Origin of the sequence: Paenibacillus brevis, from assembly GCF_018919145.1 — a bacterium.
GTDB lineage: Bacteria > Bacillota > Bacilli > Paenibacillales > Paenibacillaceae > Fontibacillus > Fontibacillus brevis.
The window spans coordinates 244,607-259,198 of the sequence record NZ_JAHLQJ010000002.1 but is presented as its reverse complement, the minus strand read 5'-3'; the positions used below and the strand labels follow the sequence as shown (position 1 = coordinate 259,198).

11 protein-coding genes are annotated in these 14,592 nt (G+C 50.4%); 2 read left to right on the top strand and 9 right to left on the bottom strand.

Going from position 1 to position 14,592, the window contains the following annotated elements:
• Positions 1 to 26 precede the first annotated feature (26 nt).
• The 3 genes from KQJ23_RS03315 to KQJ23_RS03305 all read right to left on the bottom strand — a co-directional run bounded on the left by KQJ23_RS03315 (position 27) and on the right by KQJ23_RS03305 (position 5,047).
• A complete protein-coding gene (locus KQJ23_RS03315; RefSeq protein WP_249529469.1) occupies positions 27 to 1,571 on the bottom strand; it encodes a response regulator in 1,545 nt (514 codons plus the stop codon).
• The gene (locus KQJ23_RS03310) at positions 1,571 to 3,382 is read right to left on the bottom strand and encodes a sensor histidine kinase (protein ID WP_216477252.1); all 1,812 of its coding nucleotides are present in this window, start codon (positions 3,380 to 3,382) and stop codon (positions 1,571 to 1,573) included. The genes KQJ23_RS03315 and KQJ23_RS03310 overlap by 1 nt, the downstream gene beginning before the upstream one ends.
• 120 nt (positions 3,383 to 3,502) lie before the next feature.
• On the bottom strand, positions 3,503 to 5,047 hold the full coding sequence (locus tag KQJ23_RS03305; RefSeq protein WP_216477251.1) for a response regulator transcription factor: 1,545 nt from the start codon (positions 5,045 to 5,047) through the stop codon (positions 3,503 to 3,505).
• 274 nt (positions 5,048 to 5,321) lie between these two features.
• Here KQJ23_RS03305 and KQJ23_RS03300 point away from each other — a divergent pair, with 274 nt between their 5' ends.
• Both KQJ23_RS03300 and KQJ23_RS03295 read left to right on the top strand, forming a co-directional pair.
• A complete protein-coding gene (locus KQJ23_RS03300) occupies positions 5,322 to 7,184 on the top strand; it encodes a sialate O-acetylesterase (RefSeq protein WP_216477250.1) in 1,863 nt (620 codons plus the stop codon).
• Between the two features lie 114 nt (positions 7,185 to 7,298).
• Positions 7,299 to 8,435 carry a family 8 glycosyl hydrolase gene (locus KQJ23_RS03295; RefSeq protein WP_216477249.1) on the top strand — a complete coding sequence of 379 codons (1,137 nt, stop codon included), beginning with the start codon at positions 7,299 to 7,301 and terminating at the stop codon, positions 8,433 to 8,435.
• A gap of 97 nt (positions 8,436 to 8,532) precedes the next feature.
• Here the strand turns inward: KQJ23_RS03295 and KQJ23_RS03290 are convergent, their stop codons facing one another.
• From KQJ23_RS03290 to KQJ23_RS03265, 6 genes are all read right to left on the bottom strand, one after another.
• Positions 8,533 to 9,357 (bottom strand): formate/nitrite transporter family protein, encoded by an 825-nt coding sequence (locus KQJ23_RS03290; RefSeq protein ID WP_216477248.1) that lies wholly within the window; start codon positions 9,355 to 9,357, stop codon positions 8,533 to 8,535.
• A gap of 156 nt (positions 9,358 to 9,513) precedes the next feature.
• Positions 9,514 to 10,881: an FAD-dependent oxidoreductase gene (locus tag KQJ23_RS03285; RefSeq protein ID WP_216477247.1), complete on the bottom strand. Its 1,368-nt coding sequence runs from the start codon at positions 10,879 to 10,881 to the stop codon at positions 9,514 to 9,516.
• Positions 10,882 to 11,104: 223 nt separating this feature from the next.
• Positions 11,105 to 11,767, bottom strand: coding sequence for a GDSL-type esterase/lipase family protein (locus KQJ23_RS03280; RefSeq protein WP_216477246.1), 663 nt, complete (start codon positions 11,765 to 11,767; stop codon positions 11,105 to 11,107).
• Positions 11,768 to 11,853: 86 nt separating this feature from the next.
• A complete protein-coding gene (locus KQJ23_RS03275; protein WP_216477245.1) occupies positions 11,854 to 12,651 on the bottom strand; it encodes a (2Fe-2S)-binding protein in 798 nt (265 codons plus the stop codon).
• Between the two features lie 42 nt (positions 12,652 to 12,693).
• The gene (locus KQJ23_RS03270; RefSeq protein WP_216477244.1) at positions 12,694 to 13,548 is read right to left on the bottom strand and encodes an ABC transporter ATP-binding protein; all 855 of its coding nucleotides are present in this window, start codon (positions 13,546 to 13,548) and stop codon (positions 12,694 to 12,696) included.
• A 207-nt stretch (positions 13,549 to 13,755) separates the two neighbouring features.
• Positions 13,756 to 14,541 carry a hypothetical protein gene (locus tag KQJ23_RS03265; protein WP_216477243.1) on the bottom strand — a complete coding sequence of 262 codons (786 nt, stop codon included), beginning with the start codon at positions 14,539 to 14,541 and terminating at the stop codon, positions 13,756 to 13,758.
• Positions 14,542 to 14,592: the final 51 nt, after the last annotated feature.

Here is a 14,592-nt window from a genome sequence, read left to right as displayed (position 1 = left end):
CAATTAAAGCATTACCCTTCAAAACTTTAGTTCCTGCTTTTATATTCGCCCGGAGACATTCCCATCCGTTTTTCGAACTGCTTCAGGAATTGGCTGTAGTTCACATAGCCCACCTGCTCCGCGATTTCACTGTTTTTATGCTTATTTTCCAGGAGCAGACGGGAGGCCTCCTCGATCCGGAGGTTATGCACCCATTCATTGAATCCGACCCCGTTTTTCTTCATCAGCAATTGCCCCAAGTAGACCGGATGCAAATAAAAGCGTTCCGCCAGCTTCTTGATTGTCAGCCCTTCCCGGTAATGCTCCCGTATGTACTCGTTGATCTCCTGCACAATCCCCTGTGATTTCAGTTCTTGTTCCTCGCTGAGCAAATCGATGCATTCGTCACCGAAGCTCAGCAACAGACTCAAAAATTCATTCAGGCCCATGACCGAAGCATCCAACGCGGAAAAGTCCAATTTGACCAGCGCTTCTGATGCCTTCTTGCCGAGGGAATCCTCCATGTATTCTTTCATTTTGTACATTAAATGAAAGAGCGCCTTCTTGACTATCTCGGGCGCGAGAGGCAATTCACGAAACAGGTTTGCCTCAGCTGTGACCGTTTCGTGATAACCGGCTGCATTCAAGAGAGTTAGCGCCTCCATCGCGTTATCCACTAACCGTATCGGGTCATAGTGGTATTGAAAATGCCTGTTTTTAATTGAAGCATAAGAAATAACCCCGGGGTAATCGGGGTCATAAAATTTGAATTTCAACGCTTCTTCTGCGGTTCTATAGCAGTTTGCAAGATGCAAGAGCGATTCCTCGGGAGCACCGATGGCCACAACTACCCGCTGTCCGTTGTACCGCACGGAAAATTCGGCGAGCACCCGACATATACCGTCCGCCTGTCCCTGATCAGGTGAATATCCGAACACGATGCCTAAGCGGTTCATTTCCAGGTCGATCAGAAACATCGCCTGCTCCTGTGCAATCAAACCCGCCGTGATTCCCCTAAGCTCAGCATACATGGCCGGCTCAGTCAGAATTAGACAGATGTTCCATGCCTCCCTGCTAGCGGACAACGTACTCAGACTGTCCGGATATTCCCTTTCCGAACCCGGGCAATTCTCAAGCAACTGTCTGATCAAAAAGACCTGCTCCTCCAAGGATGCAATCTCGCTCCATTGTTGTTCTTCTGCCTCATGCAGTAGTTCGCTGTAAATCTTCCTCAGCTCTTCGGCGGCTTCTTCCGGCTCAACCGGTTTTAACAAATAATGAGTGATGCCATAGCGCATTGCTTTTCTTGCATACTCGAACTCACTGTATCCGCTAATAATTGCGAAGCTGATTTTCTTGTTCCCGTTCTTCTGCCATTCTTCAATCATCTCAAGGCCGCTCATCAGCGGCATATTGACATCGGTGACGACCAAATCCGGCGAAAGCTCCGCCATCACTTTCAGCCCCTCGGCGCCGTTGGAGCAAGTACCGCAAACTTCAAAGCCAAGCTTTTCCCAATCGATCCACAGTTGCATGCCTTCCAGAGCGCCCGGCTCGTCGTCGATCAAAAGAACTTTAAATCTCACATCCATCACTCTCCTTGCGGGTAATCCTGATGGTCCAGCAGCCTGATCGGAATTTCAAAGGACACTGTCGTTCCTTGATTCGGTTTGCTGTCGATATCGAACCGGACGAGATCGTCATAATACAGTTCAAGTCTCCGGTATACATTGCGGATACCGATGCTGTTGCCGGATGTACTCTCGCTGCGCATGGATATGAGCATCTCACGGCGCTTTTCCGGCTCGATGCCTTTGCCGTTGTCCTGTACGGATATGCAGAGGCGGTCGTCCGATATGGAGGCTGCGATCTTGACAATACCCTCCCCCTCTACCGCCTGGATCCCATGTTTACATGCATTTTCCACCAGCGGCTGGATGCTCATCTTAGGTATCTTATAAAGGAGTGCCTCCGGGTCAATATCCAGTTCGTATTCGAACTTGTCCCGGAACCTGAATTTCTCAATTTTGAGATACATTTCGATGAATAAAATTTCCTCTTCCAGTGTCACGATGTCCTCTTTCCAGCCAAGCAGTCTCCGGAGCAGTTTGGACAAGCTTTTGATTATATCGGTCACATCAGAATAATTATTTTTGGTGCACACGACCAAAATGGCATTCAAGGTGTTAAACAGAAAATGCGGATTCATTTGGCTTTGCAAAAAGTTCAATTCCGCCCTTACCTGTTCCATCTCCAAATCCTTTTTCTGAATCTCAAGCTTGTATACGTTGTTGATTAAAGAGTTGATCTGGGCCGTCATGATATTGAAATTCTGGATCAAGCCGCCGATTTCATCGTTCCCTTCATCGATCCGAATCAGGTCGAATTTCTCGTTGGTAACCTTTTGCATATGGCGGGACAGGCGTTTTACCCGGTAATTGTAGGATCTGAGCATGATGTAAATGAATATAAGTGAAAACAGTGTAATAATGGCCGCGATGAATCCCACATAAAGCTGCATATCGAGCATAGCACTGGATAACCGGTTCCCCTGCGTCACGCCAATCAGCTTCCAGCCCTTTACGTAACTGGCCGTTCCGATGGAGATGACACGAACGTCCTTGTTCTTCTCTTTATCGGAAAGCTCAAAGACCGGGTAGGCATCGGTAACCCCCCGCTGGTAGCCGCTGTCTGCGGACATAATGATCTCATTACGCTCATTGACCAGGTACAGGTTTAAATAAGCCTGCTCCCGTACGATGACATCGTAAATTTTGCTCAAGTCGATATCAATACGAAGCAGCTTGTCATATGTACTGTAAGTGTCAAAGTAATCCATGTCCTCAATCACGCTGAGATAAGGCCCTGTCACAGTGGCGCTATTGGCTACGGTCGCCCGATAGGCCGCCACCAGTACAGGGAGCGTCGATTGCTGCCACAGCCGATACCAGTCGCTATTCTTCACATTGTCATCGAGCTTTTGATAATCCCCGCCAGGTACAATTGTGTCATTATCCGTAAAAATGCTGATCCTCTGAATTTGATTATTGACCGGTATATAACTTTTGACCCGATACCGCAGCTGATCGTTGAACATTTCGTAAAACTCGATCGCACCTTCGTAACTTCTGTCCAGCGTTTCATATAGCATCTTATCCGTGCTAAGCGCATGGCCTACCGCTACCCCGCCGTCGATATAATCGTGAATATCTTTTCTGGCCCGTTCGAGCGAGATTTCAAGGTTTTGCTCCTCCCGTTCCTTGATAATTCCGGTCATCTCGTCCAGAAACACGATGTTAATCACCATAATAGGCAGCAGTACGCCGATTACGTAGATCAGTATAAATTTATAATTCAGCGGAATATCGTTAATGAGTGTCCGGAATCTAAAGCGTTTTTTCATGATTTATGCACCACCCTGCCTTCAAGCGCGTATTCAAAAAGTCAGCTTTCCAGCACCGAGAAGGTTCCGAGAAGCGGAAGAAGGAGGAACGGAGTGTAGGCAGACCCTACAGGGGCAAAATCAACCCGCGGTTTTCCTCTTGGATTCCTGTTTGTAGACAGAGGGCAGCATCCCCGTCTTGCATTTGAATTTGCTGATAAAATAGTCCGTATTGGGGTATCCGACCTGAAGCGCGATTTCGGAAATTTTCATCTGAGTTCGTTTCAGCAGCCGCTTGGCTTCCTCGATTCTTTTTTCATTCAGGTAATCGTTGAACGGTTTACCGGTCTCTTTTTTAAACAACTGACCGAGATAGGTTGAATTCATATGAAACATTTTAGCCAGGTCCTGTAATTGCAGCTTGCCGCGGTATTCCCGGTCCACGTATTGAATGACATGGAAGATCGTATTATTCTCGTTCTTTTCCTCCAGCCTAGCAAGGTCGTTAGCCGCTTCCAGGCAAAGCTCAAGGACATATTTTTTCAAGGACGAGTAGGTCTCGAAGCTCCCGGTATTACCATATTCGTCCTGGACTTTCTTCATGAATGCATCCGGTTCCCCGTTCATTTCCCCGATCCGTCTGCAAAGATTCAATTCGAGGTCGGCCACATGGGCCATGCCATGCTTCAGGTCGGGCAGCCCTTCTGTAATGGAAGCCAGCGCGTCTTCCACGGCGGAGTGAATTTTACCGGTTTGGGCCGTCATCACAAGCTCGAGAAGCTGCTTGAATTTCTCCTTGGCGTAATTGCCGGAATTTCCGTCCTGCCGCAAATCCCTGTAATTATACACACCGTCTCTTCCCTGACAACGCTTGCATTTATTAATCTCGAGCGCCTGTACATACAGTTCGCGAACCGAACCGATTCCTTGAAGAGCGCTGCTGACCGTTACGATTACCGTCCCGTTCGACTCATCCGTAAGTTCATTGTAAAGTCGTACGGCGAGCTCCTGTACCCGGCAGAAAGGGAATTTATCATCAGGCAGAATTATGCCGAGCCTTCCCGCACTATCCTCGAATATACGCCCCGGTGTTTCCGCAAAATACTTCCGCACCCGGCTGCGCAAATCGGAAGTGTCCCCGGAAGCCTCAATCAGAACGCAGCGCAGCAAGGCATCCTCCGGAAGCAGAAGGGCATGTGCTGTCTGATGCATCAGTTGCTCACTGTCTTCTCCTTGAATCAAGCGGTTCAGCAAATTGTTCGCCAGCAAAAAATGCATGCGGCTTTGGCTTTGCTCCGTTTCAAGCTCTTCCACAATTCTCTCGCCCAGGCGGAACAGCACCGCTTCAATTTCTTCCTCGTCGATCGGTTTAAGTAAATATTCCGTAACCCGCTGATGCATCGCGGTAAGCGCATAATTAAAATTGTCGTACCCGCTCAATATGATAAACTTCGGAGGTCTAGCCATCACCCGGTTCGATCGCTCAATCAACTCCAAACCGCTAATCACCGGCATGTTAATATCCGTCAGAACCAGCTCCGGCTCAAGCTCCTGAATCATCCTGAATGCATCAGGACCATTGGAGGCCTCACCGCACACTTGAAACCCGTAATCCTTCCAATTCACCATCGTGCGGAGCCCCTCGATTACCCAAGGCTCGTCATCCACCAATAGCACATTCATCATCGATATATCGCTCCCCTGAAGTTGAACTGGTTTGCTCTTTTTGAAAGCGTACTCATTAATTATGCTAACATACCCTTGTCGTTTGAGAACAGGAAAACTTATTACCCTCAACCTAAATGAGAACCCGTACATTCTCTATATCGAAAATTAAGCTCTTATCGTGAAAATCTTAGTTCTCTTTTGCCAGTAATTTGTATGTGCTTATACTCAGAAGGAAATAGCCCTCATCAGTAGAATGAGTATCCAACGAGATCCTTCTGAAAGGTGGAGAACCATGATTTTATCCAGCATTCTGAGCGACGGCATGGTCTTGCAACGAAACGAAAAGGTCGGCATCTGGGGTAAAGCCGCGGCCGGGCAGGCCATACAGATCCGTTTTAACGAAAAAAAATACGATGCGTTTGCCGATTCCGCCGGGGACTGGCGAATTGATTTGGACGAGACGGAGCCGGGCGGTCCGTTCGAGATGGTGATCTCGGCTGGCAGCGAGGCAAGCGTCATCCGGAATATTCTCGTCGGAGACGTGTGGGTGCTTGGCGGCCAGTCCAATATGGAGCTGCCTGTCCGCCGGACCCTTGATTTGTTGGCCGATGAGGTGAAGGATGTTCAACTCCCTTGGATTCGCCAGTTCTCCATGCCGATAAGCTATAATTTCCATGCTCCGCAAAGCGAGCTGCCGGGAGGCGGGTGGATTGCCGCCACCTCGGAGGATGTGCTGAACTTTAGCGCCGCCGGTTTCTTTTTTGCCAAAGAAATCTATGAAAAACACCAGGTCCCTATCGGCTTGATTTTAACCGCGGTAGGAGGAACGCCGATTGAGGCATGGATCAGCGAAGGATCCCTTCGGCGTATTGGCGGATATGAAGACGTCCTGGAGCAATGCAAAGACGACCAATATGTCATTGCCGCCAAGGCGGCGGACGAAGAGCGGGGCAATACCTGGTATGTCCGCCTGAATAACGCCGATCTTGGTTTAAAAGAAGGCTGGTACAGCGAGTCATGGAATACCGCCGATTGGCAAGATTTCGAGCTTCCGGGATCATGGACAGGCGGCGAGCTTGAGCACGTTCGGGGCAGTGTCTGGTTCCGCAAGGAGATCGACCTCCCCAAGTCCATGACCGAAGGCAACGCCTGCTTAAAGCTGGGAACGGTCATTGATGCGGATGATACTTATGTTAACGGCGTTTGTATCGGCAATACCGGCTACAGGTATCCGCCAAGGCGCTACTCCATTCCCGCCGGATTATTAAAGCCCGGAAAAAATACAATCGCCGTGCGCGTCATCAGTACTCATAATACAGGAGCATTTGTGAAAGATATGCCTTATCGACTGCTGGCCTGCGGACAGGAATTGGACCTCATCGGCGTTTGGAAATACCGGGTCGGAGCCATTACCGAGGCTATGCAGCAGCAGACATTTTTTCACTATAAACCCTCCGGGGTGTACAATGGCATGATCTCGCCCTTGCGCGATTACCGGATCAAGGGGGCGTTATGGTACCAAGGCGAGTCCAATACGGATCACCCTGCCGGATACAGCAAGCTGTTCGAGGTGTTAGTTGCGGATTGGCGTGGCCAATGGGGGGTCGGGGACTTCCCCTTCATCTATACGCAGCTCGCCAACTTGGGCGAAGAGGGCGATCCGCAGACCAATTGGGCCGAGCTTCGCGAGGAACAACGCAAAGGGCTGCAGATTCCGGGCACGGCGATGGCCGTTACGATAGATATCGGCGAATACAACGATCTGCACCCGCAGGACAAGAAAACCGTCGGCCAGCGTTTAGCGCTAGGCGCCCTCAGATTGGCTTATGGCGAAAATGACCTGATCTTCAGCGGGCCGATGTTCAAAGAGATGGAGCTTACCGGAGATGGCGTACGCCTACGGTTCGACCATACCGGAAGCGGGCTGGTCGCCAAGGGCGGCGGAGTGCTTAAAGGGTTCGCGGTCTGCGGGCCGGAAGATGTGTTTGTTCCAGCGCAAGCCGTGATTTCCGGCGATACCGTCCTCGTCATGCATGACCTTATTAAGCAGCCTGTTCATGTTCGATATGCCTGGGCCAACAATCCCGCGCAAGCAAATCTGTACAATCGGGAGGGCCTCCCGGCCTCGCCGTTTAGCACAGGACATCTGAAATAAACAAGGTAATTCCTTTAAAAGTGAATCTTTGAAACCGCTTTACTAAAGGAGATAATAACATGGGAGATGAATAAATTGGTTTGAAAATGAAGGTACAGGGAGGCTTTTGAACCGATGAATAATCATGCGGGAGCATTTTTCACAGGGGAATATAGAAACTTGCTGGCGGAATTCGGGTATGAGAAGGCGGAGATTCACGAGCGTCTGGAGGAGACCTGGCGGGAATTGTTCGAGGGCGGGGAGGATACCCGAATCTATCATGAGTCCGGCGATGATATGGGGTATATGCTCGACACCGGCAACCTGGATGTGCGGACCGAAGGAATGTCCTACGGTATGATGATGGCCGTGCAAATGGATCGGCAGGAGGTGTTTGATCGGCTTTGGAAATGGACGGTGGCGCATATGCACATGACCGAAGGAGTAAATGCGGGATATTTCGCCTGGTCCTGTGCCCCGGACGGTTCACGGCTGTCGGATGGGCCGGCCCCTGACGGGGAGGAGTATTTTGCGTTGGCGCTATTCTTTGCGTCCCACCGGTGGGGCGACCGGGAAGCACCATTCAATTATGGGACGCAGGCGCGCGATTTGCTCCGGACCTGCCTTCATAAAGGGGAAGACGGGATCGGCGATCCGATGTGGGATCCGCGCAACAAGCTGATCAAGTTCATTCCGAACTGTGAATTCTCGGACCCATCCTACCATTTGCCGCATTTTTATGAATTGTTTGCGCTGTGGGCCTATCCCGAGGATCGTCCGTTCTGGAAGGAAGCGGCATCGGCCAGCCGTGAGTACTTGAAATCCGCCTGCCACCCCGAAACCGGTCTGGCTCCTGAATACGCCTATTATGACGGTACGCCGAATAATGAGCGAGGATTCGGACACTTCTTCAGCGATTCATATCGGGTAGCCGCCAATTTGGGGCTGGACTGGGAATGGTTCGCGGCGGACCCGTGGGAACGGGGTGTGGCGGAAAGAATTCAGGCATTCTTCACCGACAAGCGGCCGGAGGATTATCGCAGATACACGATCGAGGGCAAACCGTTTGAGGAAAAATCGCTGCATCCCGTCGGGCTGCTGGCAACTAATGCGATGGCCTCTCTGGCTGCAGAAGGGGAGCACGCCCGGGTGAGCGTGGAGTTGTTCTGGAATACGCCGTTGCGGACGGGCGACCGGCGCTATTACGATAACTGCTTGTACTTCTTCTCACTCCTGGCCTTAAGCGGAAATTACCAGATCTGGAAGCCTTGACTTCAATAGAATTTCAAAAAAGAAAGGGCAGACCCGGTTCATTCAACCGTCTGCCCTCTTTAATGTCCCTTAGGAATTGCTTACCATCGGCTTACTACTACCCGGCCTGACGCTCAGACACCAGTTCCTGAGCTGGAGCAGCCGCTTCCTTCTTGCCATCCTTCAGATAGGCGAGCCAATAAGCTCCTGCTACAAACAAGGCTCCGCCGGTCAAGTTACCCAGCCATACCGGTACAAAGTTAATCAGGTATTCTCCCCAGGAGTAGTACCCTTCGAAGATCGCTGCCGGAATCAAGAACATGTTGGCGACCACGTGCTGAAAGCCGATTGCAACGAAGGCCATCGTCGGGAACCAGATGCCGAGAATTTTACCGCTCATATTGTCGGCCCCATAAGAGAGCCATACAGCCAGGGCTACCAGCCAGTTACAGCCGATCCCCGAGACGAACGCTTGCACGAAACTATCGTCCAGCTTGTGTCCAGCCATATCCACCAGCTTCTCCAGATACACGCCGCTTCCGGTCAGGCCCACAACATGCCCGAAGAAGTAAGCGACAAACAGAGCGCCGAGAAAGTTAGTAATCGTAATCAACAGGAGGTTCTTGATCATCTCGCCTGTGGAAATCCTGCCCGCTATCCGCGCCAGCGGCACAGCCATCATATTGCCTGTCAGCAGTTCACCGCCGGCAAGCAATACAAGGATCAGACCAATCGGGAACACCGCTGCTCCGATAAAGCCGGAGATACCGCCCCATTCAGCCGGTGCTCCTGCAATAACGCGAATATCCAGCAGGAAGCCCATCGCAATAAACGCCCCGCCCAAAAATCCGAGAATCAACACGGTCAACAGCGGATTATGCGCCTTCTTGACACCCATCTCTACCGTGACTTTCGCGATTTGATCCGGTTTATTATAAGCCATGATTTCAATCTCCTTTGTGACTTGTTCTATTCGGCTACTTTAAAATCCGCTTTATATTGTACCGTGCGAAGCGCCTCAAATAAGTAACATAAGTCACGATACCTTCCCCGAAGTGAAAAACTTCACAGAATTGAGATCACGGAGATCGCAGAAAATTCAGACACGCCCCGTCTCGTGGGCGGATTGCGGAACTTCGGGCAACGCTCCAAGTCCTGCACTGTTCAGGAAATTCCATGGCTTGTTATAATGCGGCTGGAAGAAGAAGTCCACGAAAGCCAATTCTTCCATCTTCATGCCATTTTGGATGCAGACCGAAAGAGTGTTGACCGATTGAGTCAAATCCACCTTGGACATCATCTGTGCGCCGAGGATCCGCCGGGTTGATTTTTCATAGACCACTTTCAGCATCACAGTCTCATGCGTAGGCATAAATTCAGGCCGGTAATGATCGTTAACGGTCACAGCTTCCGCATCAATGCCTGCCTCCTTGGCCGAGGCCTCCGTCATCCCGGTTGCGGCAATATGGTCCTCGTAAATCTTAATTCCCGAGGTGCCTTGCGTACCCATATATTTCACCGTAGGGGTCATTAAATTTCGAGCGACCAGCGTCCCCATCCGAACCGCATTTGTAGCCAGCGGAATGTAAGCATGGGTCTGGGTCGGATTATAGAATACGGCGCAGCTGTCACCGGCCGCGTAGACATCACTCTTGCTTGTACGCATATATTCATCTACGATAATAGCGCCGTTATCGAGCATATCCACTTGTCCGCGAAGAAGCCCTGTGTTAGGACGGAAGCCGATGCACAGGATGACCAAGTCTGCCGAGTATTCTCCACGGTCTGTCACAACCTTGCTCACCTTGCCATTTTCACCTGTGAATTTTGTAACTTTCTCCCTTAAAGCAAGCTCAATATTGCGGCTCCGCAGAGAAGCTTCGATCTGGTCCGTATACTCCGCGTCAAGATACTTGCTTAGAATACGAGGCTCCGCATCAATCAGCGTTACGTTTTTCCCGTTCAATTGGAAAGCCTCTACCAGCTCGACCCCGATGTAACCTGCGCCGACGACCACGATGTTCTTGGCCTGCTTGGACTTTTCAATAATTGTATTGGAATGGTTAAAGTTTTTAGAGAGCAAAATATTGTCCAGCTCAATCCCCTCAAATTTCGGTACAATCGGCCAGGAGCCTGTCGTCATAACCAGTTTATCGAAGGTATCCTCCAGCTCTTCGCCTGTCTCCAGATTACGTGCCCGCAGCTTCTTCGCATCCGTCTCGATCTTTGTTACCTCATGACGCATTTTGGTTGTCACACCCAGCTCTGCGAGCTGTTCAGGAGATGAATAGAACAAGCCCTGGGCGTCACTAACCATCCCGCCGACATAAAGTGCTATACCGCAGGATAAAAACGAAATATTATCATTCTTCTCGTAAACCGTAATTTCTGCCTCTGGATAGCATTTTGCGATATTGACAATAGCCGACGTTCCCGCGTGAGTACATCCAATGACTGCAATTTTCATATTTAAATCCTCCTCTGGGTGTTAGGAATAATCATCGAATTGTGAATTTATTCACCTATAATCATATTATAGTGTGACATTTTTCACATCGCAACCTTTTTAAACTCATTTCGCAAATTATTCACAATTTAAAATAAAATTTTTATTAACTCACTCCGCACATAGTACATTGTCCATAAATTTAAAGGACCATTCAGGAGTTTGCCCTGAATGGCCCTTATAACTACAAGTATTCCAGCATATTGCGGAGCACTACCGCGTAGCCGTTAGGAAGCATATGTATTCCATCCGTGCCGAATTCTGCTTTCAGATTACCGTCTTCATCACTCAGTCCCTCATTCACGTCAATGTACGTAAACCCGAATTTGCCTGCCAGCCGTTCTACCGCCTCATTCGCTTCTCGGATTGCCGCATTCGATCTGCGCTCAAAGACGTCCCCCATCGATTCCTTCGGCACATGCGGGAACTCCGCTACCCCGTTGACCGGATAATAGGACATCACATAAACCTGGCAATTCGGCAGACGCTTGGCAACCTGGCTGAGAATTTCATCATAATTGGAGATCAAACCCTCCAGCGTATATTCCGGCGCACTGATATCATTCGTCCCGATATTAATAAAGAGCTTTGAAGGCTCCAGCTCAAAAATACAAGTCTCCATCGATGCCAGCAGCTCTGCCGTTACATAGCCCGCGATCCCCCGGTTGTAAATACAATAACGCTGATCGAGAATCTGCTGGAACTCGTTAATCGGGAAAAATTCCATCAGCGATGAGCCGGCAAAAACCGTCTCACCCTTACGAGCTAACGCATTCAGATATCGGTATTTGCGAAGCTTCTCCTTCTTCTCATCCCATATTTCTATTGTGTTCGCATCTTCCGCCATATTTGTCCGCTCCTCCTCAGTTCGGTATCTGTCCTCTCCATCATTTCATACCTCGTAAGCGGATTCAACCCCGAACTGAAGCAAGGCTACAGGAGAGCCTGAGCCTTGACAATTTCCTCATATTTAGCTGCCCGCTCCGCTTTGGTCAGTTTGGGGCAGCCGTAGCAATAGCCATGTCCGGTATCCGTCCGATAAGCCAGGCAGCAGGTAGGCTTCATGCGAGTTTTTTGTCCGGGACGATAGGGATCATCCAGCCATACCGCTTTCAGGTCGAAGGGATTGCGGGATAAGCCGAACCAGGTAGCAGACAACTCCTTCGCCAGGAATTCCTTTTGCTCCGCCATTCTCTCATGCAGGTCAGGCTCTCCGGTCATTTTCCCCAAGTAATCCAGATAGAATTCCACACCGAGCGGCATTTGCCCCCATAGTTGCCCTACAGGCACCCCCGTAACCTCGGCGGTCATCTCCATTACCGGGCGGAGCGTCGTCTCCAGCCAGTGTCCAGCGGTCTCCTGACGCCAAGCTTCATCACGTACAGCCGGCCAAGCATGAACTTCAAGACAGCCGATCACAAAGAAGATGCAAGGATATTGATTCATCATTCTGATCTCCAGCGTCAGGTTCTGAAGCGATACATCCGGACTCCCTTCGCAAGCCGTCATAAAATACATATGGGCAGTCAGCATCGTCCGCCAGCTCGCCGCAAAATAAGTAGCCGCAACCTGAAGGTCACGGCCTTTAATCATCGGCATATATTCGTTCAAAAAGGTCTGCATGCCCTCAGAGGCAGCCAGCCGCGATACCGGCATTGCAAGCAAGGCATCCGGGTCTTTTTCCGTCACGACATACAGCGCCTGGTTCAGCAGGCCATAATCTATATTCATCTGAAGCTTCTCCTTACTCCGGTGTTCTACCTGTTGTGAGATTTACAGATTCGAGGCTACCTTTATAGTGCCGTCCTTTTGCTTCTGACTGCGCACTTTCCCTTCGGTAGCCGCCCGATAGAGCTCATAAGGCAGGCAGAGCGGAACACCGCTGCGGGGATCGGTAACAATATCAGCCTCGATGCCGAATACCTCACGGAGCACCTCTGACGTTACGACCTCTTCCGGCTTGCCCTGAGCAACAGCTTCCCCCTGCTTGATCGCAATCATATGATGAGCATAACGCGCGGCATGGTTCAAATCATGCACGACCATAACAATCGTCCGGCCCGACTCCGCATTCAGCTCTTCCAAGAGCTGGAGCACTTCAAGCTGGTGAGCCATATCCAAAAAGGTTGTCGGCTCATCCAGGAACAAAATATCGGTCTCTTGCGCCAAAGCCATCGCGATCCAAGCACGCTGGCGCTGTCCTCCGGACAGATGCTCAAGCGCACGGTCACTGAATTCCTGCATCCGGGTAGCTTCAATCGCCCAGTCGATCACCTTGCGATCCTCGGCCTTCAGACCTCCGAAGCCCTTTTGGTGCGGGAAGCGGCCATAAGAAATTAACTCATATACCGTCAAGCCTTCCGGCGCGGTCGGATTCTGCGGCAAAATAGCCAGCTGCTTCGCCACTTCACGCGTAGACTGCTTGTGGATCGATCTCCCATCCAGCAATACGTTTCCGTTCTTCGGCTGCAGTATACGGGCCATCGTCTTCAAAATAGTCGATTTTCCTGAACCGTTAGCCCCTACAAGTGCTGTGATCATACCTGGCGGTATCGAAATATTCAAGTCTTGAACAATTAGACGATCCTCATATGCGATATCCAGATGCGAAGTTTTCAATGATGCCATGTTGATCTTCCTTTCCATATATGGCTTGAAGAAGGGGCCTGAATCAACAAGCTAGCGTCATCCCGCCGAATCTTCACTTAATCTTCATCATAACTTTTCCTAAATTTAAAGATACTGATAATCATTATCATTTGTCAACCCTTTATTCATCCCATATGTATGAGAAAATAGATGCAAACATGACCCTATGAATTGGTAAGGTATATTTTACAGTATTATTCCCTCGTAAACCTGCTGGTTTACCTCTACCTCGGCCTGCTCCAGTTGGGACTTGAACCAGCTCTCGTAGCGTTCCTCGCTCCACTGCTGAATCAAAGCATCCCGGACCGTTTCAAAAGCTGGCGGATCCGATTTGCCGGAGATGCTGTCGGCATATGCTTGCCTAAGCTGTTCCTCTGTCGGCGGTCCGTCATGCTCCAGCAGCCATTGCTTCAGGCCAAGAATAGTGTTGGAGACGACATACCGGTAATAGGCCGGTTCGCTGTATTCGCGGGGACCGTAAATCACTTGACCGGCGGCGAGCTGGTTGGCTCGGATCCGGTTTTCCGCTTCCCACTCCTTCAGAAAAGCATCATAACCGATAGCCACAGATATTCCCGCCCTATCCGCGGCCAGCTCGCGAACCCGATCCTCTACCAGAAGACGAAGTGTCGTTGCCTTCAGCCTCGCAACCGGAGCTTCACCGCCGCAGGGTGTGCTCCAAAAGTCCGTACCGCCGGGATCGCAGCCATAGGTTTGCTGAAAGTACGTCATGATCCCGGCGCGCTGCTCCGGCAGGCGGGTCTTGAACTCCTTCTTCGTCACAGGCGCACCGTTTACCGTTGCCACTACCGCATCCCCATCCTGAGGAACCTGTGTCTGTACCGGAAACCCATCCGAAACGGAAGCAGGCGGCTGCCCGAACCATCGCACACCAAGCAGCACAAGGATAAGCAGAACAGGGATAACGCCTGCGAAGAACAGATAAGTCTTTTTGCGATTAATTTGAATCATGGTCCATCCCTCCTCCTTTCTGCCACCCTCAGCCCCTGCTTCATACGGAAG

Coding starts and splice junctions, on each gene's coding strand:
- KQJ23_RS03315 (WP_249529469.1), bottom strand. CDS start 1,571: ATGGATGTGAGATTTAAAGTTCTTTTGATCGACGACGAGCCGGGCGCT.
- KQJ23_RS03310 (WP_216477252.1), bottom strand. CDS start 3,382: ATGAAAAAACGCTTTAGATTCCGGACACTCATTAACGATATTCCGCTG.
- KQJ23_RS03305 (WP_216477251.1), bottom strand. CDS start 5,047: ATGATGAATGTGCTATTGGTGGATGACGAGCCTTGGGTAATCGAGGGG.
- KQJ23_RS03300 (WP_216477250.1), top strand. CDS start 5,322: ATGATTTTATCCAGCATTCTGAGCGACGGCATGGTCTTGCAACGAAAC.
- KQJ23_RS03295 (WP_216477249.1), top strand. CDS start 7,299: ATGAATAATCATGCGGGAGCATTTTTCACAGGGGAATATAGAAACTTG.
- KQJ23_RS03290 (WP_216477248.1), bottom strand. CDS start 9,357: ATGGCTTATAATAAACCGGATCAAATCGCGAAAGTCACGGTAGAGATG.
- KQJ23_RS03285 (WP_216477247.1), bottom strand. CDS start 10,881: ATGAAAATTGCAGTCATTGGATGTACTCACGCGGGAACGTCGGCTATT.
- KQJ23_RS03280 (WP_216477246.1), bottom strand. CDS start 11,767: ATGGCGGAAGATGCGAACACAATAGAAATATGGGATGAGAAGAAGGAG.
- KQJ23_RS03275 (WP_216477245.1), bottom strand. CDS start 12,651: ATGAATATAGATTATGGCCTGCTGAACCAGGCGCTGTATGTCGTGACG.
- KQJ23_RS03270 (WP_216477244.1), bottom strand. CDS start 13,548: ATGGCATCATTGAAAACTTCGCATCTGGATATCGCATATGAGGATCGT.
- KQJ23_RS03265 (WP_216477243.1), bottom strand. CDS start 14,541: ATGATTCAAATTAATCGCAAAAAGACTTATCTGTTCTTCGCAGGCGTT.